General features: G+C 70.1%; 13 protein-coding genes. 11 read left to right on the top strand and 2 right to left on the bottom strand.

Features of this window, described 5'->3' with window-relative positions; genetic code table 11:
* Positions 1–122 precede the first annotated feature (122 nt).
* Positions 123–3,449, bottom strand: coding sequence for an FG-GAP repeat domain-containing protein (locus ACFXGN_RS22050; RefSeq protein WP_384861722.1), 3,327 nt, complete (start codon positions 3,447–3,449; stop codon positions 123–125).
* Between the two features lie 494 nt (positions 3,450–3,943).
* Between ACFXGN_RS22050 and ACFXGN_RS22045 the strand changes: the two genes are divergently transcribed.
* Positions 3,944–10,357 carry an RHS repeat-associated core domain-containing protein gene (locus ACFXGN_RS22045; RefSeq protein ID WP_384861719.1) on the top strand — a complete coding sequence of 2,138 codons (6,414 nt, stop codon included), beginning with the start codon at positions 3,944–3,946 and terminating at the stop codon, positions 10,355–10,357.
* Positions 10,329–10,697, top strand: coding sequence for a hypothetical protein (locus tag ACFXGN_RS22040; RefSeq protein WP_384861716.1), 369 nt, complete (start codon positions 10,329–10,331; stop codon positions 10,695–10,697). The genes ACFXGN_RS22045 and ACFXGN_RS22040 overlap by 29 nt, the downstream gene beginning before the upstream one ends.
* A gap of 127 nt (positions 10,698–10,824) precedes the next feature.
* Here the strand turns inward: ACFXGN_RS22040 and ACFXGN_RS22035 are convergent, their stop codons facing one another.
* Positions 10,825–11,433 carry a TetR/AcrR family transcriptional regulator gene (locus tag ACFXGN_RS22035; RefSeq protein WP_384861713.1) on the bottom strand — a complete coding sequence of 203 codons (609 nt, stop codon included), beginning with the start codon at positions 11,431–11,433 and terminating at the stop codon, positions 10,825–10,827.
* Between the two features lie 87 nt (positions 11,434–11,520).
* Here ACFXGN_RS22035 and ACFXGN_RS22030 point away from each other — a divergent pair, with 87 nt between their 5' ends.
* The 9 genes from ACFXGN_RS22030 to ACFXGN_RS21990 all read left to right on the top strand — a co-directional run bounded on the left by ACFXGN_RS22030 (position 11,521) and on the right by ACFXGN_RS21990 (position 23,541).
* Positions 11,521–13,128, top strand: a complete 1,608-nt coding sequence (locus ACFXGN_RS22030; protein ID WP_384861710.1) for a carboxyl transferase domain-containing protein — start codon at positions 11,521–11,523, stop codon at positions 13,126–13,128.
* Between the two features lie 13 nt (positions 13,129–13,141).
* Positions 13,142–15,076, top strand: a complete 1,935-nt coding sequence (locus ACFXGN_RS22025; protein WP_384861707.1) for a biotin carboxylase N-terminal domain-containing protein — start codon at positions 13,142–13,144, stop codon at positions 15,074–15,076.
* A gap of 14 nt (positions 15,077–15,090) precedes the next feature.
* Positions 15,091–16,008, top strand: coding sequence for a hydroxymethylglutaryl-CoA lyase (locus ACFXGN_RS22020; protein ID WP_384861882.1), 918 nt, complete (start codon positions 15,091–15,093; stop codon positions 16,006–16,008).
* Between the two features lie 8 nt (positions 16,009–16,016).
* Positions 16,017–17,177 carry an acyl-CoA dehydrogenase family protein gene (locus ACFXGN_RS22015; RefSeq protein ID WP_384861705.1) on the top strand — a complete coding sequence of 387 codons (1,161 nt, stop codon included), beginning with the start codon at positions 16,017–16,019 and terminating at the stop codon, positions 17,175–17,177.
* 293 nt (positions 17,178–17,470) lie between these two features.
* Entirely contained in the window at positions 17,471–18,328 is an 858-nt protein-coding gene (locus tag ACFXGN_RS22010; protein WP_384861702.1) for a siderophore-interacting protein, read from the top strand.
* Between the two features lie 192 nt (positions 18,329–18,520).
* Entirely contained in the window at positions 18,521–19,960 is a 1,440-nt protein-coding gene (locus ACFXGN_RS22005; protein ID WP_384861699.1) for a pyridoxal phosphate-dependent decarboxylase family protein, read from the top strand.
* Positions 19,947–21,230 carry a lysine N(6)-hydroxylase/L-ornithine N(5)-oxygenase family protein gene (locus ACFXGN_RS22000; protein ID WP_384861697.1) on the top strand — a complete coding sequence of 428 codons (1,284 nt, stop codon included), beginning with the start codon at positions 19,947–19,949 and terminating at the stop codon, positions 21,228–21,230. Before ACFXGN_RS22005 ends, ACFXGN_RS22000 begins: the two co-directional genes overlap by 14 nt.
* Positions 21,227–21,757, top strand: a complete 531-nt coding sequence (locus tag ACFXGN_RS21995; RefSeq protein ID WP_384861694.1) for a GNAT family N-acetyltransferase — start codon at positions 21,227–21,229, stop codon at positions 21,755–21,757. Before ACFXGN_RS22000 ends, ACFXGN_RS21995 begins: the two co-directional genes overlap by 4 nt.
* The gene (locus ACFXGN_RS21990) at positions 21,754–23,541 is read left to right on the top strand and encodes an IucA/IucC family protein (protein ID WP_384861691.1); all 1,788 of its coding nucleotides are present in this window, start codon (positions 21,754–21,756) and stop codon (positions 23,539–23,541) included. The genes ACFXGN_RS21995 and ACFXGN_RS21990 overlap by 4 nt, the downstream gene beginning before the upstream one ends.
* The last annotated feature ends 24 nt before the right edge of the window (positions 23,542–23,565 follow it).

Genomic DNA, 23,565 nt, shown 5'->3' with positions numbered 1-23,565 from the left:
GCCGCCGCGGGGTGGCGCGGGGGGGGGGGGGGGGGGTGGGGGGGGGGGGGGGGGGGGCGGGCCCCCCCCGCGCCCCCCCCCCCCCCCCCCCCGGTCCGGCCTGTCAGGGGCCGGGCGGGCGACTAGAAGATGCCGGTGATGGCGGTGGCCCATCCGGCGGTTCCGACAAGGCGCGGTGCGCCGTGCTGAGTGCGGCCGCCAGGGTAGATCAGCAGACAGCCGCTGGGACAAAGCCTGCTCGCCGAGTTCCCGTCGGCGTCCACGTACCCGACCGGGGTGGTCGCGTCAGCCGTGGTGGTGGCCCAGATGTCCCCGGCCTCCTGACCCGTGGTCGGGATGAATCGCTTGAAGGGGTAGGGGACCGGCTGGGTGCCCGGCAGGCTGTCGGGATCCGGATTCTTGGTCACGATGTCGTCCTGCAGGGCGCCCTGGGTGTTGCCGGGAGACGTCAGATAGGGACGCTGGTTCCAGCCACCGGTGCCGTAGACGCTGCGGGGGAGGAGTTTGTAGGCGCTGCCTGGGCAGAGCACGGCGTCGTTGACGCAGCCGGGGTAGAGGTAGAGCTTGCCGTCTGCGGGATCGCGGGCGACGAGGTCGGCGTAGGCGTCGCCGTTGACGTCACTGACGGCGAGGTTGGTGAGGTTGAGCCAGCCGCCGGTGCCGAGGGTGACCGGAGTGCCCCAGTCGAAGAGCTTCGTATGGTCCTGGCCGCCGCCACCGATGGCGAAGCCGCTGTACAGCACGAGGCGGCCGTTGACGCATTCCTTGCTTCCGTCGTAGACGCACTCGACGGTGATGAGGTCGTCACCGGGCTTCCCGTCGATGTTCCCGGGAAGGAGCATCTGGCGCAGGTTGCTCCAGTCCGATCCCCGGGAGGGGTGGATGAGCTCCTTGCGGGTGTAGACCCAGGGGGAGCCCACTCCGTTGCCGGGGTAGAGGTAGAGCCTGTTGTCGGGCAGGCGGACGAGGAAGTCCTCGTAGCCGTCCGGAGCCGAGTCGCGAGACGACATGCCCTTCAGGTCGCCGCGGTGGGCGATGAGCGCCCCGGACCAGCCGGCGCTGCCGACGTTCTGCCGCGCCGCCGGGGTACCGAGGTTGCCGTTGCCGCCGTAGAACCAGAGCTTGCCGTCGGGGTCGGTGGCGACGAAGTCGGCGAAGCCGTCGCCGTTGAGGTCTCCGGGGCGGTCGTGATCAGGAAGGTTGTCGATCGGGTCGGAGTTCTCCTTCTCGTACACGAACTCCGGAGTCGTCGTGGTGAGGGAGATCTGGTCGTCGCCGCCGGCGAGAGTGGACCGGTTGCCGAACTTGTCGTACGCGACCACGTTGATCTTGCTCACCGGATGGGCGAACGGCGTGATGGTGACCGTGGCGGTGTGCTTGGCGTCGCTGCCCGCATCGACCCAGGTGCCGTTGGGGCAGCGGGGAGTCGTCACGGAGGACAGCGTGCGGTCCATCGCCCAGCAGTAACCGGCGATGTCACTCACGGGGTTGGTGAACTTGAACTGACGGGGCACACGTGCCTTGTAGCTGTCCTTCGCCTCGCCCGCCTTGGTGCCGTCACCGTCCAGGACGGTCACGGGCTGGTCGGGGCCGATCATGTCGACCGAGAAGGAGCACGAGGCGGTGACGGCGCTGGTGGTGTTCTCGCCGTCCTTCGCGTAAACGCTCCAGGTGTAGGTGCCGTTGGCGAGGTTCTTGCCCTCCATGAGCACCTCGACCTCGCCGGATCCGGACACCGTTCCGGAGCTCGCCTTGGAGCCGAAGGAGACGGTGGCTCCGCTGGAGTTCTTGACCGTGAAGTAGGCGGTGACCGCCCCGCCGTCCGGGTCCTTGATGTTCGCGGTGAGGCTGATGCCACTGCGGCCGATGCGGCCACCGCAGGCCACCGGGGTGTTGCCGTCTCCGGACTCGACGTAGTAACCCTCGTAGGCGCCCTTGCTGTTGACGAGGGGCTTCTTGTTGAAGTCGACCTCGAGCACGGGGTTGTTCTTGAAGCGCTTGTAGGCGTTGTGGTTGCCGCTGTAGCCGGTCGGCGCGCGCAGACCGAAGACCGTGGTGCCCCAGCCGCCGTCTGCGGCCTGCTGGACGAAGGACTTCACCGCTTCGCCGGTGAAGTCGTGTCCGATGTTACCGGGGCAGAAGGTGTCGTTGCCGCCGGAGAAGTTGCCGGAGGCGAGCTTGCTGCCCCAGTTCTGCGTCCGCCAGGTCGGCGTGGTGGCGATGCTGCCGGCGGACCACAGTTCGGTGGGACCGACGGTGGAGTCGCTGCAGACGTAGGAGTGGGTCTGGATGACGGCGAAGGTGGCCCTGTTGATCGTCGCGCCCTCCAGGCCGTCGGTGTTCATGGCGAAGAACGAGGCGGTGTCACCCGTGTCGTTGAACCCGACCCGGGGCTCGTCGGCGGGGTTGGAGGAGTTCCAGCCCGACCCGTTGGGGTAGGCGGCGTCGGGCGTCGCCGAGTAGACCACCGCCCACTTCTCGCGATGGCCGTCGCCGAAGACCGGGTCGATGACCAGCGGGAACTGGTCCGCCGAGGCGAGGAGTCCGGCGTCCGGGGCGAGCGTGAGCGTGCCGTCGCCGATGGCCACGGACACGGGCGCGCTGTCGGGCTGCCGGGCGGGCGTGGCCGGGGCGGAGCGGGCGGCGCTCTTCGCCGCGGGACCGGCCCCCTGGCCGTCGGCCGGGACGACGGGCTGCTCCCACATCTTCGGGCCGGGCGCGCTGAAGACGGTCTCGCCGTTCCCGTCCTTGGCCAGCAGCCGGTTGTCGGCGGCCTCGGTCAGGGTGACGCCCTCGGTCGTCAGCCCCAGTTCGATGCTGCGCAGGGCGGGGTTGGCGGCGGCTTCGGGCGTGTGGACGACCAGGTGCTGGGCGAAGCCGCTGACGTCCGCGACGAGCTTGAGGTCGACACCGGGAAGGACCGACCGGTACGTGGCGGTGTTGTCGTCCAGGACCGGGGCGGGCAGCGGGGTGGGCCAGGCGAGGGCGAGCTTCTTGCCCTCCTTGACCATCGTGGCCATCGGCTGGTCGCCGCCACCCGAGAACGTGATCTCGTAGGTGGCCGCAGCCGGTCCGACCGAACCGTCGGAGTGCCGCACGAGCTTGGCGTCGGTACGGCGCCACATGCCGTCGTACCGCGTCCACTTCGGCTCGCCGTAGGAGCGGCGAGTGGTCGAGCCGCTGGGGTTGGCGAAGAACTCCGTGGCCTCCTGGCGGCGGTCGAGGATCTCGACGGGCTTGCCCGTCCTCGCCGCCTCGGCGAAGGCGACCTCCTCGAACATCGCCGACGGTGTCGTCGGGCCGTCCGTCCCGGCCGTCGTCGCCAGGGCCGCGGGCGCCGCCGCGGGGAGGCCGGGCAGGGCGACGGCGGCGGAGACCGGAAGGGTCACGGTCATGGCTATCGCGGCGGCCAGCGCCCTGGGCCCGCGTCTGAATCTGGTGGTGCTCACGTACTGGTGCCTTTCCTGAGGGCTCGGCATTCCTCAATGTTCGGGAAACAATTCCGGCCCTCTTGAGCGGGGACTCTAACCCGAGGGGTCGGCACCCCGATGCAGCAGGTCTCCATAAAACACTTCACCCACACATAGAACCTTCACAGCACACCATAAATGGAGGGGAACAGTCCGGTAACAGGCGCATCCGGCGGGCATCAAGATGCGGCTTTTGCTCACAGCTGACTCACAACATGCCTGATTGGACGCTTGGTGACGCTTGGCGGGATCGCATACGGAAGATGATGTTCCGACCTCGCAAAACGGAGAGTCGTCTATCACTTGTGGTTGCCAGCGACCTCCGCTGTCCTGTTTTATTCGATTGATCATCAATCTTTCATGCACAACCGGGGTGGGGATCTCGAATGTTGTTCCGTAATGGTTCAGCCATGCCCTTTTACAGGCGCAGAAATAGAAAGAAGGGGGCTCCCGCACAGGCGGGAATCGCGGGTGTGCTCACAGTCGCGCTGAGTTTCTCCCTTCTCACCGCGCCTGCGTGGGCGACCTCCGTCGGCCCGCCCGGCGCCCCGTCCGTACCGGGGACGAAATCCGTCGAGGGCACCGACTTCACGCCCACGGGCCTGAAGGGGAAGCCCCGGCCGTCGGCTCCGTGGAAGGCTCCGGCCGTCATCTGGCCGACCGCCGCGACCGCCGTGCTCGCCCCCCGGTCCACGGCGGCCGACGCCCGGACCGTCGGCGGGCTCCCCGTCCGGCTGTCGGCGAGCGCCGCCCGTACCGCCAAGGCCGCCACCGTCCCCGGCAGCACGGAGGTGGCGGTCAAGGACCGCGCCACCGCTCGCGCGGCCGGTGTCGACGGTCTGCTGATGACCCTGCGCCCCACCGGTACCGGAGCCGCTTCCGGCGGGCCGGTCGAGGTCGGGGTCGACTACGGCTCCATCCGCGGCGCCTACGGTGCCGGCTGGTCCTCCAGGCTGCGGCTGGTGACGCTGCCCGCGTGCGCGCTGACCACGCCGGACAAGCCCGAGTGCCGCACGCAGACCCCGCTGGTCACCGAGAACGACACCGAGACCCACACCCTCACCGCCACGCTGCCCCCCGCGTCCTCCGCCAGGACCGGGGCGAAGCTCTCCGCGTCGGCAGCTCGCTCCGCCGGTGCGACCGTCCTCGCGGCCACCGCCGGGGCGAGCGGGAGCGACGGCTCCTTCAAGGCGTCCTCCCTCGCCCCGTCCGGCTCCTGGTCGGCGGGCGGCAACTCCGGCGGCTTCGGCTGGAGCGTGCCCATCGACGTTCCCGCCGCGCCGGGCGGTCTCGCCCCGAAGGTCGCCCTGTCGTACAACTCCTCCGCGATCGACGGGCGTACGGCGTCGACGAACAACCAGGCATCGTGGATCGGTGAGGGCTGGGAGTACTCCCCCGGCTTCGTCGAGCGCCGCTACGCCTCCTGCGAGAACGACAAGCAGGGCGGCAACAATACGGCGAAGACAGGCGACCTGTGCTGGAAGTCGGAGAACGCCACCCTCTCCCTCAACGGCTCGTCCAACGAACTGGTCTGGGACGCGGGCAAGGAGACCTGGAAGCTGGAGGGCGACGACGGCTCCCGGATCGAGCGCGTCTACGACACCGAGCCCAACAACTCGGGCGACGAGGACTACGAGTACTGGAAGGTGACCACACTCGACGGCACCCAGTACTGGTTCGGCAAGAACCGCCTCCCCGGCTGGGCGACCGGCAAGACCGAGACGAACTCCGTCTTCTCCGTCCCCGTCTACGGCAACCACGACGGCGAGCAGGGCAACGCCGCCGACTACGCGTCCTCCGCCGAACAGCAGGGCTGGCGCTGGAACCTCGACTACGTCGTCGACCCCCACGGCAACGCCATGGCCCTCTACTACACCAAGGAGGAGGGCTTCTACGCGCAGAACAACAAGACGACCGCCCCCAAGGCGTACACCCGGGGCGGCTACCTGAACCGCATCGACTACGGCCTGCGCGCGGGCGCCGTCCACACCACCGCCAACCCGGCCGGCCGCGTCACCTTCACCACGGCCAACCGCTGCACCGCGACGGACTGCGCCTTCACCAAGGCCAACGCAACCAACTGGCCGGACACCCCCGTCGACCTGAACTGCACCTCCGGCGCCGACTGCCTCCAGGGCTCGCCGTCGTTCTGGTCCAAGCAGCGGCTGACCGGGATCAGCACGTTCTCCCTGGTCGGCACGAGCATGGTGGGCGTCGACAGCTGGGCCCTGGCCCAGTCCTTCCCGGCGACCGGCGACACCTCCACACCCGCCCTGTGGCTCGACTCCGTCCAGCGCACCGGCAAGGCGGGGGCGACCGCCGACATCACCCTGCCGAAGACGGTCTTCGGCGGTGAACTGATGGCGAACCGGGTCGACGCCGCCGAGGGCCGCCCCGCGCTGAACCGCAAGCGCATCACCAGCGTCGTCAACGAGACCGGCGGCCAGACCCTGGTCACCTACCACCCCGCCGACTGCACCCCGACGAACCTCCCTGCCGAGGACACCAACAGCAGGCGCTGCTACCCGTCCTGGTGGACCCCGGACGGCTACGTCGAGCCGGTCAAGGACTGGTTCCACAAGTACCTGGTCTGGACGGTCACCGAGAACGACACCACCGGCGGCAGCGGATCGGAGTCGAAGACCACCAGCTACAACTACGCGAACGGCCCCCACTGGCGCCGTGACACCAGCGAGTTCACCCTCGACAAGCACCGGTCCTGGAACGTCTACCGCGGTTACGGCACCGTCCGCACCTACTCCGGCACCACGAACCGGGTGAAGACCGAGAAGACCTACTACCTCGGCATGGACGGCGACACCCTCAAGAGCGGCGCCGACCGCACCGTCGCCACCATCAACGGCATCACCGACCGCGAGGACTTCGCCGGACGCGTCGCCTCCAGCGCCGCCTACGACAAGAACGGCACCGACGGCAAGATCGTCGCCAAGACCACCTACACCCCCTGGGAATCGGCCGCCACAGCCACCCAGACGGTCAAGGGCATCACCGATCCCGACAAGCCCGACGCCGCCGCCCCGGTCCTCCCGGCGAAGACGGCCCGGCTGTCCGGCACCAGGACGGAGAAGAGCAGCACGCTCCTCGACGACGGCACCACCTGGCGCACCCTCACCACCACCCGCACCCAGGACACCACCTACGGTCTGCCCACCAAGGAGACCGACGACGGCGCGGGCACCGTCGAGGCCCGCTGCACCGTCACGGACTACGTCACTCCGGACACCGCCAACTGGCTGATCGCCTACCCGAGCAAGGTCACCACGGTCGACAACGCCGGCTGCCAGACGGGCGTCAAGCAGATCACCGGACAGGTCCGCACCTCCTACGACGGCAAGGCCCTCGACGCGGCCCCGGCCCCGGGCAAGGCCAACGCCACCAAGACGGAGCAGCTCGCCGACCACAAGGCCGACGGCACTCCCGTGTGGGACACGATCTCCCAGGCCACCCACGACCAGTACGGCCGCGTGCTCGTCGCCACGGCCCAGGACGGGCAGTCCGTCACCACCGTCTACGACCCCGCCACCGGGGCCCAGCCGACCACGGTGAAGACCACCAACGCCAAGAACCACACCTCCACCGCCGTGCTCGACGGAATGCGCGGGCTCACCCTGAGCACCACCGAGGCCAACGGCCGTACGGGCGCCAGCGAGTACGACACCCTGGGGCGTCTGACCAAGGCGTGGGGCACCGGCCGGGCGAAGACCCTCCAGCCCAACGCCACCTTCGCCTACAACCTCTCCTCCACGGTCCCCTCCACCGTCGTCTCCAAGTCGCTCCGTGAGAACGGCCAGTGGGGCACCAGCGTCACCTTCTACGACTCGCTGATGCGGGCCCGCCAGACGCAGTCCGACGCCGTCGGCGTGACCGGCCGTGTCGTCACCGACACCTACTACGACAGCCATAGCCGCGCCTACCTCGCCAACGCGCCCTACTACAACAGCAGCGCGCTGTCGACGACCGCGATGCTGGTCGTCGCCCCGAAGGACATCCCGCAGGCCGTACAGAACTCGTACGACGGCCGTGGCCGGGTCATCGAGAGCTCCCAGCTCTCCCTGAACGTGCCGCAGTGGAAGTCCACGACCACCTACGGCGACTACTGGTCGGCCAGCGTCCCGCCCACCGGCGGCACGGCGACCCTCACCCTCACCGACGTGCGCGGTCGCATGACCGAGCAGCGGCAGTACAAGGACCGCAACCCGGTTCCCGGCGCGGCGAAGACGCAGTACGAGACGACCACCCGCGCCTACGACTCCGCCGGTCTGCTCGCCTCGATCACCGACTCCTCGGGCCGCAACAGCTGGAGCTACACCTACGACCTGCGCGGCCGTCAGGTGGGCACGAAGGACCCCGACAAGGGCGAGAGCACCACCCACTACGACGACAAGGGCCGCGCGGACACCGTCACCGACGCCCGCGGCACCCTGGCCACCACCTACGACGAGCTCGGCCGCAGGACCACCCTGCGCAGCGGGTCCGTGACCGGCACCAAGCTGGCCGAGTGGACCTACGACGGCGCCACCGGCGGCAAGGGCCTGCCGCACCAGTCGATCCGTTACGACACCGGCAACGCGAGCGCCGCCTACACCACCGAGGTCACCGGCTACGGCCCCGCCGGTCAGGCCACGGGCACCAAGGTGACGGTCCCGAAGGTGACCGGTGAGGAGCTCCTCGCGGGCACCTACACCGTGGCCACCACCGCCACTCCCGTCAAGGGGCTGCCGCTGACGGCGGCCTACAGCACCACCAACCCCAGCGCGGGCGCCGCGTCCGCGCTGCCCGCCGAGACCGTCACCAACCACTACGGTTCGGACGACACGCTGGCCATCGTGGACAGCTCGCTCGACCACGCCTACCTGCGCGGAGCCTCGTACACCCCCTACGGTGAGCTGGCCCAGGCCCAGCTCGGCAACCTCGCCAAGCTGGTCACCCAGACCCTCACCTACGAGACGTCGACCCGGCGACTGGTCAAGAACCAGATCAACCGCGCCGCCACCGGCCCCGCGACCCTGTCCAACATCACCTACGGATACGACCAGACCGGCAACATCACGTCCATCAAGGACGCGCAGAACGACGGCACCGTCACCGACGACCAGTGCTTCACCTACGACTGGGCCCGTCGCCTCACCGACGCCTGGTCCTCCGGCGACGCCTGCGCCACCAAGTCCGTCAACGGCACGGGCACGCCCGACCTGGGCACGGTCGACCCGTACCGGACGTCCTGGACGTTCACCGACACCGGCCAGCGCAGGACCGAGACCCAGTACAAGGCCGGCCCCGTCACCGCGGACACCACCCGCACCTACGAGTACCCCACCACCAAGGGCGCGCCCCAGGCCCACGCCGTCACCTCGGTGACCGCCACCGGCGGAGCGACCGGGACGGACGACTACACCTACGACAGCACCGGCAACCTCACCAAGAAGGCCCCGGCGGGCGGTGCGGTGCAGGACCTGGCGTGGGACGCGGAGGGCAAGCTCAGGACCTCCACGATCTCCGGCCAGGCCACGTCCTTCCTGTACGACGCCGAGGGCACGCGCATCCTCAAGCGTGATCCGGGCAAGACCACGCTCTACCTGCCGGGCGGCCAGGAACTCGAACTCACGCTCAAGGACGGGACCACCACCCCGGCCCAGCTCGCCAACGGCACCCGCTACTACGCGGTGCCCGGCGGCTCGGTCATCCGGACCAGCAAGGACAACGGCGTCCGCATCCTGGTCTCGGACCACCACAACACCAACAGCCTCTCCATCTCGGCGAGCAGCCTCGCGGTCAACCGCCGCAAGACCCTCCCGTACGGCGCCCAGCGCGGAGCGGCCCCCTACTTCTGGCCCGGCACCAAGGGCTTCGTGGGCGGCGACATCGACGCCACGACGGGCCTGACGCACATCGGCGCCCGCGAGTACGACACCGCCCTCGGCCAGTTCATCAGCGTCGACCCCCTCCTGGAGATCGACAAGCCCCAGACCCTCAGCGGCTACGGCTACGCGGCCAACAACCCGATCACCTTCTCGGACCCCACGGGCACCTGCCTCGACGCGGGCAACGGCCGATGCGAGCCGTCAACCGACTCGAACACAAGCAGCAATTCTAGTTCTGGAAGCACAACACAAGGAAGTTCCGAAGGATCCGGCAAAAGCGGCAAGCCTGGGACCAACAACCAGGGCAGAGAAGACAAGGGCTACGATTTGATTCTTACCGAGGAGTCTGAAAACCAACAGCCACAGCAATACCAGTACGAGTCCAATGGTGTATGCGTCTTCGCCATGGCCAGCAGCTGCGCTCCGTCACCGAGGCCAAAATCCCCGGAGATTCCAGACCTTCCGTGCCCCCCAGGCGACCCGAAGTGGGTCTGCGGCGCCCGCAATGACCTATACAAGTTTGGAGTCATGTCCGGGATGACTGGGGGCTCCATCGGCATCTTCGGGCTCAGACCGGGACGAGGCATAATCAAGGCCACCGGAATTCCCGAGGGGGTCTCCAGCAGTCAGTTCAGAGAGATAGCAAGCATCTTCCGCAGCCAATTGAAGATCGAGGCGAATGTAGCCGTACAGGGAAGCCGGGCGGCCGGTAACGCTCAAGGAAGATCCGATCTCGATATTGCGGTGCGAGTAACCCCGGAGACGTTCAACAGGATGATCAAGGAACGGTTCGGCGGGGTGAACGAGGGCAGCAATCGCGCAGACACTCGTGATCACGCGGTCGCTACCGGTAAGATCACCGCTGGCGACGCTTGGCCTCAGCGTCTCAGCGGCATAAGAAAATCGATCCAACCTGTCGTCGGAGACGAAATCCTCAAGGTTGATGTATCCATAATCAAGATGGGAGGACCCTTCGATGAAGGACCCTTTGTCAATATCCGCTGACGAAACAGCCGGGACCCTCGACCTCCACTGCAATCTGTACGTCGACCTTGAGCTACCTCAGGTCGCAGAGGACTTGATCCTTCGACTCCCGGGAACAACGGCGACTGGGGAACTCAGGTACCGGTCCCTGGAGCTGTATGTCGCGCACAACGACTATCGGACCGACGGAGGAGACCCGTCCAACTTTCTCCAATGGGGCACGGTTATCGAATGCGATCCGACCTCGGGGACACCCTCTGATCAGGTTGTCTCAGATGTCCGGGACGTCATTTCATCGCTCCAGACAGCGGGCTACTCCGTCGAGGCAGACTGCCTCTACGAAGGAAAACTCAAGAGTTAGACCCATCACCAAAAAGCACATGTGAACCACTCCGAAAAATCTCTGGCAGGCCCCCCGAGCAGACAGCGGCTCGCGGGGGCCTTGCCATTCCCGGAAAGGAGGCTTCCCTACCGCAGGAAGCCCTCAGTCACACGCCGTCCGGCAGCCCGCGTACCCCCAGCGCCCCGAACGCCCCGTCCGCCAGCCTCCTGAGCAGGCTCTCCAGGGACGGGCGGGCGACCGTGGCCAGGTGGGGGGTGGAGTTCAGGAGGCCGAAGACGGCGTGGACGGTCGTGCGGGCCTCGCTCTCCGGGGCCGTCGGGTAGAGGTCGCGGACCGCCGTCACCCACACCTCCACGTACTGGCGCTGGAGCTGCCGGACCCGTTTGCGGTCCTCGTCCTTGAGGCGGTCCAGTTCGCGGTCGTGGAGGGTGATCAGCGGGCGGTCGTCGAGGGCGAAGTCGATGTGGCCGTCGATGAGGGAGCCGAGGAGCGCCCGGGGGTCGCCGGGGTGTTCCGCCGCGCGCAGCCGGCCGCCCGACAGCAGGCGGTCGCTGATGCCGACGAGGAGCTCCGCGAGCATCGCGTCCTTGCCCGCGAAGTGGCGGTAGAGCCCGGGGCCGCTGATGCCGACCGCCGCGCCGATCTCGTCGACGCCCACTCCGTGGAAGCCGCGCTCGGCGAAGAGCCGGGCGGCCTCCTTGAGGATCTGTTCGCGGCGCGTCGGCGCGTCCACGCGGGTGGTGCCAGTGGTCATGCTTTCGATTGTAGACATCTCCGTTAGCGGTCGTTAACCTGAGCCTCGTACGTTAACGCTCATTAACCGAGCAAGGGAGCTCGTGGGATGCAGCAGGCACCTGTGCTGTCGAGTGCGGCGGACCCCGCCTCGCCGGCCTGGCGGGCGAACGAGGCGGCGCACCACGAGCTGGCCGCGACGCTGCGCGCCAAGCTCGCCGCCGCCGCGCTGGGCGGCGGCGAGAAGTCGCGGGCCCGGCACACCGCGCGCGGGAAACTGCTGCCGCGCGACCGGGTGGACGCGCTCCTCGACCCGGGCTCGCCGTTCCTGGAGCTGGCCCCGCTCGCGGCGAACGGGATGTACGGCGACCAGGCACCGGCCGCCGGGGTCATCGCGGGCATCGGCCGGGTCTCCGGCCGCGAGTGCGTGATCGTCGCCAACGACGCGACCGTCAAGGGCGGCACGTACTACCCGATGACGGTGAAGAAGCACCTGCGGGCCCAGGAGGTGGCGCTGGAGAACCGTCTCCCCTGCCTCTACCTGGTCGACTCGGGCGGCGCGTTCCTGCCGATGCAGGACGAGGTGTTCCCGGACCGGGAGCACTTCGGCCGGATCTTCTACAACCAGGCCCGGATGTCCGCCGCGGGCGTCCCGCAGATCGCGGCGGTCCTCGGCTCCTGCACCGCCGGTGGCGCCTACGTGCCCGCGATGAGCGACGAGGCGGTGATCGTACGGAACCAGGGCACGATCTTCCTCGGCGGTCCGCCGCTGGTGAAGGCGGCGACCGGTGAGGTCGTCACGGCGGAGGAGCTGGGCGGCGGCGAGGTCCACTCGCGGATCTCCGGCGTCACCGACCACCTCGCCGAGGACGACGCGCACGCCCTGCGGATCGTCCGGAACATCGTGGCCACCCTCCCCGCGCGCGGCCCGCTGCCCTGGTCGGTGGAGCCCGCCGAGGAGCCGAAGGTGGACCCGGCGGGGCTGTACGGGGTGGTGCCGGTGGACTCCCGCACCCCGTACGACGTGCGCGAGGTGATCGCGCGGGTGGTGGACGCCTCCCGTTTCCAGGAGTTCAAGGCCGAGTACGGGCAGACGCTGGTGACCGGCTTCGCCCGGATCCACGGGCACCCGGTCGGGATCGTCGCCAACAACGGCATCCTGTTCGCCGAGTCCGCCCAGAAGGGCGCCCACTTCATCGAGCTGTGCGACCAGCGGGGCATCCCGCTGGTGTTCCTGCAGAACATCACCGGCTTCATGGTCGGCAAGGCGTACGAGCACGGCGGCATCGCCAAGCACGGCGCGAAGATGGTGACGGCCGTGGCCACCACCCGGGTGCCGAAGCTGACCGTGGTCGTCGGCGGTTCGTACGGCGCGGGCAACTACTCGATGTGCGGCCGGGCGTACTCCCCCCGCTTCCTGTGGATGTGGCCCAACGCCAAGATCTCGGTGATGGGCGGCGAGCAGGCCGCGTCCGTGCTCGCCACCGTCAAGCGCGACCAGCTCGGCGACGCGTGGAGCGCCGAGGAGGAAGCGGCCTTCAAGGCGCCGATCCGCGAGCAGTACGAGACCCAGGGCAGCGCCTACTACGCGACCGCCCGGCTCTGGGACGACGGGGTCGTCGACCCGGCGGACACCCGGCAGGTCCTCGGGCTGGCCCTGACCGCCTGCGCCAACGCGCCGCTGGGAGACCCCCAGTTCGGCGTCTTCCGGATGTGAGGGGCCCCAGGAGATGAGCAGCATGTTCGACACCGTCCTCGTGGCCAACCGGGGCGAGATCGCCGTCCGGGTCATCCGCACCCTGCGGGCCATGGGGGTGCGCTCGGTGGCCGTCTTCAGCGACGCCGACGCCGACGCCCGGCACGTACGGGAGGCGGACACGGCGGTACGGATCGGCCCGCCGCCCGCCGCCGAGTCCTATCTGTCCGTGCCCGCGCTGCTCGACGCCGCCGCCCGCACCGGGGCCCGGGCCGTCCACCCCGGCTACGGCTTCCTCGCCGAGAACGCGGGCTTCGCGCGGGCCTGCGCGGACGCGGGCCTGGTCTTCATCGGCCCGCCCGCCGGGGCCATCGCCCTGATGGGCGACAAGATCCGGGCGAAGGAGACCGTACGGGCGGCGGGCGTGCCCGTCGTGCCCGGCGCCGCCGATCCCGAACTGGCCGAGGCCGCCCGCGCGCTGGGCGCGCCCGTGCTGCTGAAGCCGAGCGCGGGCGGCGGCGGCAAGGGGATGCGGCTGGTCCGCGACCTGTCGGTCCTGGAGGAGGAGATCGCGGCGGCCCGCCGGGAGGCCCGCGCCTCCTTCGGCGACGACACACTGCTCGTGGAGCGGTGGATCGACCGGCCCCGGCACATCGAGATCCAGGTCCTCGCGGACACCCACGGGAACGTGCTGCACCTCGGGGAGCGCGAGTGCTCGCTCCAGCGGCGCCACCAGAAGGTGATCGAGGAGGCGCCGAGCGTCCTGCTGACCCCGGAGCTGCGGGCGGCGATGGGCGCGGCGGCGGTCGAGGCGGCGCGGTCCTGCGGCTATGTGGGCGCGGGCACGGTCGAGTTCATCGTGCCGGGCGGTGACCCGTCCGCGTACTGCTTCATGGAGATGAACACCCGGCTCCAGGTCGAGCATCCGGTGACGGAGCTGGTCACCGGCCTGGACCTGGTGGAGTGGCAGCTGCGGGTGGCGGCGGGCGAGCCGCTGCCGCTGACGCAGGACGAGGTCCGGCTCGACGGCTGGGCGATCGAGGCCCGGATCTGCGCGGAGGACCCGGCGCGCGGTTTCCTCCCCTCGGGCGGCACGGTCCTGGCGCTGCGCGAGCCGGCGGGCGACGGGGTGCGGACGGACTCGGGCCTGTCGGCGGGCACGGAGGTGTCGTCGCTGTACGACCCGATGCTGTCGAAGGTGATCGTGCACGCCCCGGACCGTCCGACGGCGCTGCGGCGGCTGCGCGCGGCCCTGGCGGACACGGTGACGTTGGGCGTCCCGACGAACGCGGGCTTCCTGCGCAGGCTGCTGGCCCACGAGGACGTGGTGGCGGGCGCGCTGGACACGGGTCTGGTGGAGCGGGACGCGGCGGAGCTGGTGCCGGAGTCCGTTCCGGCGGAGGTGTACGCGGCGGCGGCGGCCGTCCGGCTCGCGGGGCTGGCCCCGGTGGCGCGGGACGGCTGGACCGATCCGTTCGACGTGCCGTCGGGCTGGCGGCTCGGCGGGACCCCCGCGCCGCTGTCCTTCCCGGTACGGGTGGCGGGCCGGGAGCCGGTGACGGTGGTGGCGCCGCCGGGCGGCCGGGTGACGGACGACTCCGTGACCGTGACCGTGGACGGGGTGGCGCACCGCTTCCACCGGGCGGGGAACTGGCTGGGCCGGGACGGCGACTCCTGGCACGTCCTGGACCACGATCCGGTGGCGGCGGCCCTGTCGGGCGCCCGGCAGGGCGGCGCGGACACGCTGGCCGCGCCGATGCCGGGCACGGTGACCGTGGTGAAGGTGTCGGTCGGTGACGAGGTGGAGGCCGGGCAGAGCCTGCTGGTGGTGGAGGCGATGAAGATGGAGCACGTCATCTCCGCCCCGCACGCCGGAACGGTCACCGAGCTGGACGTCACCCCGGGCACGACCGTCGCCATGGACCAGGTGCTGGCCGTGGTGGCGCCCCGCGAGGAGGCGGGAGCGTGAGCGCGGGACTGCCCATGACGGTGCGGGACCCGGGGCTTCCGGCGCGGGTCCGCATCCACGAGGTCGGTGCCCGGGACGGGCTGCAGAACGAGAAGACGGCCGTTCCCACGGAGGTGAAGGCGGAGTTCGTGCGGCGGCTCGCCGCCGCCGGTCTGGGCACCATCGAGGCGACCAGTTTCGTGCATCCGAAGTGGGTGCCCCAACTGGCCGACGCGGAGGAGCTGTTCCCGCTCGTCCGCGAGCTGCCGGTACGGCTCCCGGTGCTCGTGCCGAACGAGCGGGGTCTTGACCGGGCGCTGGCCCTCGGCGCCCGGGAGGTCGCCGTCTTCGCCTCCGCCACGGAGTCCTTCGCGAAGGCCAATCTGAACCGGACCGTCGACGAGTCGCTCGCGCTCTTCGCGACGACGGTCACCCGGGCCGTCGAGTCGGGGCTGCGGGTCCGGGGCTATCTGTCGATGTGCTTCGGCGACCCCTGGGAGGGGGCCGTGCCGGTCGAGCGGGTCGTCCGGGTGGCCCGCGCCCTGGCGGAGATGGGCTGCGACGAGCTGAGCCTCGGGGACACCATCGGGGTCGCCACCCCGGGCCATGTCACGGCCCTGCTCACGGCGTTGAACGACGCCGGGGTGCCCACCCCCCGGCTCGCCGTGCACTTCCACGACACCTACGGACAGGCCCTGTCCAACACCCTGGCCGCCCTGCGTCACGGGGTGACCACGGTCGACGCCAGCGCGGGCGGCCTCGGCGGCTGCCCGTACGCGAAGAGCGCGACCGGCAATCTCGCCACCGAGGATCTCGTGTGGATGCTCGACGGCCTCGGCATCGAGACCGGAGTCGATCTGGCCGCCCTCACCGCCACGAGCGGGTGGATGGCCGGACAACTGGGTCGACCCAGCCCTTCCCGTACCGTCCGCGCCCTCTCCCACCAGGAGTGACCTCAGCCATGTCCCTCGACCACCGGCTCTCCGCCGAGCACCAGGAACTCCGCCGCACCGTGGAGGCGTTCGCGCACGACGTGGTGGCGCCGAAGATCGGCGACTACTACGAGCGGCACGAGTTCCCGTACGAGATCGTCCGCGAGATGGGCCGCATGGGCCTGTTCGGGCTGCCGTTCCCCGAGGAGTACGGCGGCATGGGCGGCGACTACCTGGCCCTGGGCATCGCCCTGGAGGAGCTGGCCCGGGTCGACTCGTCCGTGGCGATCACCCTGGAGGCGGGCGTCTCGCTCGGTGCGATGCCGCTCCATCTGTTCGGCACGGAGGAGCAGAAGCGGGAGTGGCTGCCGAGGCTCTGTTCGGGCGAGCTACTCGGCGCCTTCGGGCTGACCGAGCCGGGGGCGGGCAGCGACGCGGGCGGCACCCGCACCACCGCCGTCCGCGACGGCGACGAGTGGGTGATCAACGGCTCGAAGTGCTTCATCACCAACTCCGGTACGGACATCACGGGCCTGGTGACGGTCACGGCGGTCACCGGCTGCAAGCCGGACGGACGGCCGCTGATCTCCTCGATCATCGTCCCCTCGGGCACGCCCGGCTTCACCGTCGCCGCGCCCTACTCGAAGGTCGGCTGGAACGCCTCGGACACCCGGGAGCTGTCCTTCTCCGACGTCCGGGTGCCCGTCGTGAACCTGCTGGGCGAGGAGGGCCGGGGGTACGCGCAGTTCCTGCGGATCCTCGACGAGGGCCGGGTGGCCATCGCGGCGCTGGCGACGGGGCTCGCGCAGGGCTGTGTGGACGAGTCGGTCAAATACGCGAAGGAACGGTACGCCTTCGGGCGTCCGATCGGCGACAACCAGGCCATCCAGTTCAAGATCGCCGACATGGAGACCCGGGCGCACATGGCCCGGATCGGCTGGCGGGACGCGGCCTCCCGGCTGGTGCTCGGCGAGCCGTTCAAGAAGGAGGCGGCCATCGCGAAGCTGTACTCCTCGACGGTGGCGGTGGACAACGCCCGGGAGGCGACGCAGATCCACGGCGGCTACGGCTTCATGAACGAGTACCCGGTGGCCCGGATGTGGCGCGACTCGAAGATCCTGGAGATCGGCGAGGGCACCAGCGAGGTCCAGCGGATGCTGATCGCACGGGAGTTGGGCCTCCAGGCCTGACCTACGGACACCGCCCCGGACCCGCCACCCCACGGGGTCGGCGGGTCCGGCCGTTTCCGGACTCCGGGGGCCGCCGCACTCCCGGGCCGCGGGTCCCGGGGCCCTCCGGGACTCCGGGTCCCGGGGTCCTCCGGGGCGGCACCCCCCGACACCCCCGCCCCCCCAACACCCCCGGCCCCCCGGGCCGGTCCCGCTGTTACGTCCCGCCCTTACGGTCAGTCATGAGGTTAGGCTAACCTATCTTCACCTCCCCTCGGAGGGCCCCCGCCCGTACCGCAAAGGTGTCCCGCCCCATGACGCACGCCGCGACCGCGCCCTTCCAGTTCTTCCGCCTCCAGGTGGACCGGACCCGGCGGCTCGGCCCTTCGCTGGTCCGGGTCACCTTCACCGGGGAGGAGCTGAAGGGCTTCGCGGCCGGGGGCCGCGACCAGTCGCTCTCGCTCTTCCTGCCGCACCCCGGCCAGGACGCGCCCGTCATGCCCCCGCTGGACGACCCGGACATGTACGCGGTGCTCGGCGCCTGGCGCGCGATGCCCGCCGACGAGCGGGCCGTGATGCGCTCGTACACCGTCCGCGAACAGCGCGTGGCGCCGGACGGCACCAGCGAGGTGGACATCGACTTCGCGCTCCACGAGGACGGCGGTCCCGCCTGCCGCTGGGCCGGACGGGCGGCGCCCGGCGACCGGGTGGTGGTGCTCGGACCCGCCGTGGCCGACAACACCGCCGTCCGCTTCCGGCTGCCGGAGGACGCCGACTCCGTACTGATCTGGGCGGACGAGACGGCCCTGCCCGCCGCCTCGGCGATCCTGGAGTGGCTGCCCGCCGACACCCGCGCCCGGGTGTTCCTGGAGGTGCCCCACTCGGGCGACCGCGCGGACCTGGCGACCGAGGCGGACGCCACCGTCACCTGGCTGGTCCGGGAGGAGGGCGCGCCGTCCGGAGTGGAGGCGGTGCCCGGGGCGGAACTTCCCGGGGCGGCGCCGTACGTCTGGCTCGCGGGCGAGTCGGGCTCGGTGAAGGCGCTGCGCCGCCACTTCGTGCGGGACCGGGGCGTCGACCGGCGCCGGGTGACGTTCGTGGGCTACTGGCGCAAGGGGCTGTCCGAGGACGCGCTGCGCGAGGTCCCGGACGAGACGCGGGAAGACGCGTAGCCCCTCGGGCGGGCCGGGGGCATCTCCAGGACACTTCGGACACCTTGCACGTCAACTGGGGTGACCCCTGGGGCGCGAGGGACCGATGCGGTCAAAACTTAGGTTAGGCTAACCTTGTTTTCACCGTGTCGCCCCTCGCCCCCCTCTCCTGTCCGGAGGGCGCGACCGAGCCCCGTACCGGGAGGCCCCCACATGCGCTCTCACCTGCTCAACGACGCCACGGCGGAGAGCTACCGACGCTCCGTCACCGAAGGGGTCGAGCGGGTGGCGGACAAAATCGCCACGACGCGAGGTCCGTTCACCGGTGTGACCCCCGCCGAGCTGGCGCCCGTCATCGACGCCGTCGACCTCGACCGGCCGCTCGGCGACACCACCGCCGCCCTGGACGAGCTGGAGAGCGTCTACCTCCGCGACGCCGTCTACTTCCACCACCCGCGCTACCTGGGCCACCTCAACTGCCCGGTCGTCATCCCCGCCGTCCTCGGCGAGGCCGTCCTCTCGGCGGTCAACTCCTCCCTGGACACCTGGGACCAGAGCGCGGGCGGCACCCTCATCGAGCGCAAGCTCGTCGACTGGACCACCGGCCGCATCGGCTTCGGCCCGTCCGCCGACGGCGTGTTCACCAGCGGCGGCACCCAGTCCAACCTCCAGGCGCTGCTGCTGGCCCGCGAGGAGGCCAAAAGCTCCGACCTGGCGAAACTGCGGATCTTCTCCTCCGAGTGCAGCCACTTCAGCGTCCAGAAGTCGGCCACCCTGCTCGGTCTGGGCGTGGACGCCGTCATCTCGGTCCCGGTCGACGGGAACAAGCGGATGCAGTCCGTCGTGCTCGCCGCCGAGCTGGCCGCCTGCCGCGCCGAGGGCCTGGTGCCGATGGCGATCGTCGCCACCGCGGGCACCACCGACTTCGGCTCCATCGACCCGCTGTCCGAGGTCGCGGCCCTCGCCGACGAGTACGGCGCCTGGATGCACGTGGACGCCGCCTACGGCTGCGGTCTGCTCGCCTCCCCGACCCGCCGCCACCTCCTGGACGGCATCGAGCGGGCCGACTCGGTCACGGTCGACTTCCACAAGTCCTTCTTCCAGCCGGTGAGTTCCTCCGCCCTGCTGGTCCGCGACGGGGTCACCCTGCGGCACGCGACCTACCACGCGGACTACCTCAACCCGGCCCGTACGGTCGCCGAGCGGATACCCAACCAGGTCGACAAGTCCCTCCAGACGACCCGCCGCTTCGACGCGCTCAAGCTCTGGATGACACTGCGCGTGATGGGCGCCGACGGTGTCGGACAGCTCTTCGACGAGGTCTGCGACCTGGCCGCCGAGGGCCACGCGATGCTCGCCGCCGACCCGCGCTACGACGTCGTGGTCGCCCCGCAGCTCTCCACCCTCGTCTACCGGTACGTCCCGGAGGGCGACGCCTCCCCCGAGGACGTCGACCGGGCCAACCTGCACGCCCGCAAGGCCCTGTTCGCCTCGGGCGAGGCCGTCGTCGCCGGGACCAAGGTCGACGGCCGCCAGTACCTCAAGTTCACCCTGCTCAACCCCGAGACCACCACGGCCGACATCGCGGCCGTCCTCGATCTGATCGCCGGCCACGCCGAGCAGTACCTGGGAGAGAACCTTGTCCACGCCTGAGACGGCTCAGACCCATGACTTCATCGGCATCGGGCTCGGTCCGTTCAACCTCGGGCTCGCCTGCCTGACCGAGCCGATCGACGAGCTGAACGGCGTCTTCCTGGAGTCGAAGCCCGACTTCGAGTGGCACTCGGGGATGTTCCTCGAAGGCGCCCACCTCCAGACCCCGTTCATGTCGGACCTGGTCACGATGGCCGACCCGACCTCCCCGTACTCCTTCCTGAACTACCTGAAGGACAAGGGACGGCTGTACTCGTTCTACATCCGGGAGAACTTCTACCCGCTGCGGACCGAGTACAACGACTACTGCCGCTGGGCCGCCGCCCGGGTCTCCTCGATCCGCTTCTCGACCACCGTCGTCTCGGTGACCTTCGACGAGGCGACCGAGCTGTACGAGGTCACCACCGAGGCCGGGGAAACGTTCCGCTCGGCCCGTCTGGTGCTGGGCACCGGCACCCCGGCGTACGTCCCCGAGAGCTGCCGCGAGCTCGGCGGCGACCTCATCCACAACTCGCGCTACCTGCAGAACAAGGCGGCGCTCCAGAAGAAGAAGTCGATCACGCTGATCGGCAGCGGCCAGAGCGCCGCCGAGATCTACTACGACCTGCTCTCCGAGATCGACGTCCACGGCTACCGGCTGAACTGGGTCACCCGCTCCCCGCGCTTCTTCCCGCTGGAGTACACCAAGCTCACCCTGGAGATGACCTCCCCGGAGTACGTGGACTACTTCCACGCGCTGCCCGAGGACACCCGCTACCGCCTGGAGACCGGCCAGAAGGGCCTCTTCAAGGGCATCGACGGCGAGCTGATCGACGCCATCTTCGACCTGCTCTACCAGAAGAACCTCGGCGGCCCCGCCCCCACCCGCCTCCTCACCAACTCCGCGCTGCGCGGCGCGGAGTACCACGAGGCCTCGGGCACGTACAGCCTGGACTTCCGCCAGGAGGAGCAGGGCAAGGACTTCACCCTGGACACCGACGGCCTGATCCTGGCCACCGGCTACAAGTACGAGGTCCCCGCCTTCCTGGAGCCGGTCCGCGACCGCCTCAAGTGGGACTCCCGGGGCCGCTTCGACGTGGCCCGGAACTACGCCGTCGACACCACGGGCCGCGGTGTGTTCCTGCAGAACGCCGGGGTGCACACGCACTCGATCACCTCGCCGGACCTCGGCATGGGCCCGTACCGCAACGCCTACATCATCGGGGCGATGCTGGGGCGCGAGTACTACCCCGTCGAGAAGACCATCGCTTTCCAGGAGTTCGCGGTATGACCGTATCCATACGTCCCTTCGACCCGTCGAAGGACTCCGAGCTGATCCACCCGTGGGTCACCCACCCCAAAGCGGCCTACTGGATGATGCAGGGCGCGAGCCTCCAGGACGTCGAGCGCGAGTACACCGCGATCACCGCCCACCCGCACCACGAGGCCTTCATCGGTCTGGTCGACGGCGTGCCCTCGTTCCTGATGGAGCGCTACGACCCGACCCGGCTGGAACTGGTCGGACTGTACGACCCGCTCCCCGGTGACGTCGGTATGCACTTCCTCGTCGCGCCCACCGACACCCCCGTGCACGGCTTCACCCGGACCGTGATCACCGCCGTCATGGCCGAGCTGTTCGCCGACCCGGCGACCGCCCGGGTGGTCGTCGAGCCCGACGTGGCCAACAAGGCCGTCCACGCGCTCAACGAGGCCGTCGGCTTCGTGGCCGAGCGCGAGATCCAGAAGCCCGAGAAGAAGGCCCTGCTCAGCTTCTGCACCCGCGCGCGCTTCGAGGCTGCCGTGGCGGTGGCCGCATGAGCACCGCGCACGGCGCCGAGGCCGTCGCCCACCTCACCCCCGAGCGCTGGGCCGACGCCGACCGCGCCCTGATCCGCAAGGGCCTCGCCGAGTTCGCCCACGAGCGGCTGCTGCACCCCAGGGACCTGGGCGAGAGCCGCTACGAGGTCCTCAGCGACGACGGCACCACCGGCTACCGCTTCACCGCCGACCGCTTCGCCCTCGACCACTGGCAGGTCCACCCCGAGTCGATCAGCCGCCACCGGGGCGAGGAGCGGCTGCCGCTGGACGCGCTCCAGTTCATCACCGAGCTGCGCGGCTCCCTCGGCCTGAGCGACGAGGTCCTCCCGGTCTACCTGGAGGAGATCTCCTCCACCCTCGCCGGTACGGCCTTCAAGGCGACCAAGCCGCCCGTCACCTCCGCCGAGCTGGCCCGCGCGGGCTTCCAGGCGATCGAGACCGGGATGACCGAGGGCCACCCCTGCTTCGTCGCCAACAACGGGCGCCTCGGCTTCGGCGTCGACGAGTTCCGCGCCTACGCCCCCGAGGCCGCCAGCGAGATCCACCTGATCTGGCTGGCCGCCCGCCGCGACCGCACCACCTTCACGGCGGGCGCGGACATCGACTACGAGGCCTTCGTCCGCGCCGAGCTGGGCGACACCGCCGTGGACGGCTTCGCCGCCGTCCTCACCGCGAAGGGCCTCGACCCGGCCGACTACCTGCTGCTGCCCGCCCACCCCTGGCAGTGGTGGAACAAGCTGTCCGTCACCTTCGCCGCCGAGGTCGCCCGGCAGCGCCTGGTGTACCTGGGCGAGGGCGACGACGCCTATCTGGCGCAGCAGTCCATCCGGACCTTCTTCAACACCTCGGACCCGGCGAAGCACTATGTGAAGACGGCCATGTCCGTCCTCAACATGGGCTTCATGCGGGGCCTGTCGGCCGCGTACATGGAGGCCACCCCGGCCATCAACGACTGGCTGCACCAGCTGATCGAGTCGGACTCCGTCTTCGCGGCGGCGCGCTTCTCGATCATCCGCGAGCGGGCCGCGATCGGCTACCGGCACCTGGAGTACGAGGCCGCCACCGACCGCTACTCGCCCTACCGGAAGATGCTGGCCGCGCTCTGGCGCGAGTCCCCGGTGCCGGGCATCGCCGAGGGCGAGCGGCTGGCCACGATGGCCTCGCTGCTGCACGTCGACCACACGGGCGCGTCCTTCACCGGCGCGCTGATCGAGGAGTCGGGCCTCGCGCCGACGGTGTGGCTGCGCCGCTACCTGGACGCCTACCTGCTGCCGGTGCTGCACAGCTTCTACGCGTACGACCTGGCGTTCATGCCGCACGGCGAGAACGTGATCCTGGTCCTCGACGAGCGGGGCGCGGTCGTGCGGGCGGTGTTCAAGGACATCGCCGAGGAGATCGTCGTCATGGACCCGGCGGCGGTCCTGCCGCCCGCGGTGGAGCGGGTCCGGGCGGACGTCCCGGAGGACATGAAGCTGCTGTCCGTGTTCACGGACGTCTTCGACTGCTTCTTCCGCTTCCTGGCGGCGACCCTCGCCTCGGAGGGCGTCCTCGACGAGGACGCGTTCTGGCGGACGGTCGCGGAGTGCGTACGCGGCTACGAGGCGTCGAAGCCGGAGCTGGCGGACCGGTTCGCGCAGTACGACATGTTCGCGGAGACCTTCGCGCTGTCGGCCCTCAACCGCCTCCAGCTCCGTGACAACCGGCAGATGGTCGATCTGTCGGACCCGTCGGCGGCCCTCCAGCTGGTCGGCGACCTGGTGAACCCGATCGCGCGGTTCGCCTGACGGACCCGGCGCGGGCCCCGGCGG

The sequence above is a fragment of the Streptomyces sp. NPDC059247 genome (assembly GCF_042754005.1).
In the GTDB taxonomy this organism is placed as follows: Bacteria; Actinomycetota; Actinomycetes; order Streptomycetales; family Streptomycetaceae; genus Streptomyces.
This window is presented reverse-complemented; position numbering and strand designations above follow the sequence as displayed.

What these genes read in the sequence shown, in the direction of transcription:
- ACFXGN_RS22020 (WP_384861882.1), top strand. Translation starts at nt 15,091, where the DNA reads ATGACGGTGCGGGACCCGGGGCTTCCGGCGCGGGTCCGCATCCACGAG.
- ACFXGN_RS21995 (WP_384861694.1), top strand. Translation starts at nt 21,227, where the DNA reads ATGACCGTATCCATACGTCCCTTCGACCCGTCGAAGGACTCCGAGCTG.
- ACFXGN_RS21990 (WP_384861691.1), top strand. Translation starts at nt 21,754, where the DNA reads ATGAGCACCGCGCACGGCGCCGAGGCCGTCGCCCACCTCACCCCCGAG.
- ACFXGN_RS22035 (WP_384861713.1), bottom strand. Translation starts at nt 11,433, where the DNA reads ATGACCACTGGCACCACCCGCGTGGACGCGCCGACGCGCCGCGAACAG.
- ACFXGN_RS22005 (WP_384861699.1), top strand. Translation starts at nt 18,521, where the DNA reads ATGCGCTCTCACCTGCTCAACGACGCCACGGCGGAGAGCTACCGACGC.
- ACFXGN_RS22015 (WP_384861705.1), top strand. Translation starts at nt 16,017, where the DNA reads ATGTCCCTCGACCACCGGCTCTCCGCCGAGCACCAGGAACTCCGCCGC.
- ACFXGN_RS22030 (WP_384861710.1), top strand. Translation starts at nt 11,521, where the DNA reads ATGCAGCAGGCACCTGTGCTGTCGAGTGCGGCGGACCCCGCCTCGCCG.
- ACFXGN_RS22025 (WP_384861707.1), top strand. Translation starts at nt 13,142, where the DNA reads ATGAGCAGCATGTTCGACACCGTCCTCGTGGCCAACCGGGGCGAGATC.
- ACFXGN_RS22040 (WP_384861716.1), top strand. Translation starts at nt 10,329, where the DNA reads ATGAAGGACCCTTTGTCAATATCCGCTGACGAAACAGCCGGGACCCTC.
- ACFXGN_RS22010 (WP_384861702.1), top strand. Translation starts at nt 17,471, where the DNA reads ATGACGCACGCCGCGACCGCGCCCTTCCAGTTCTTCCGCCTCCAGGTG.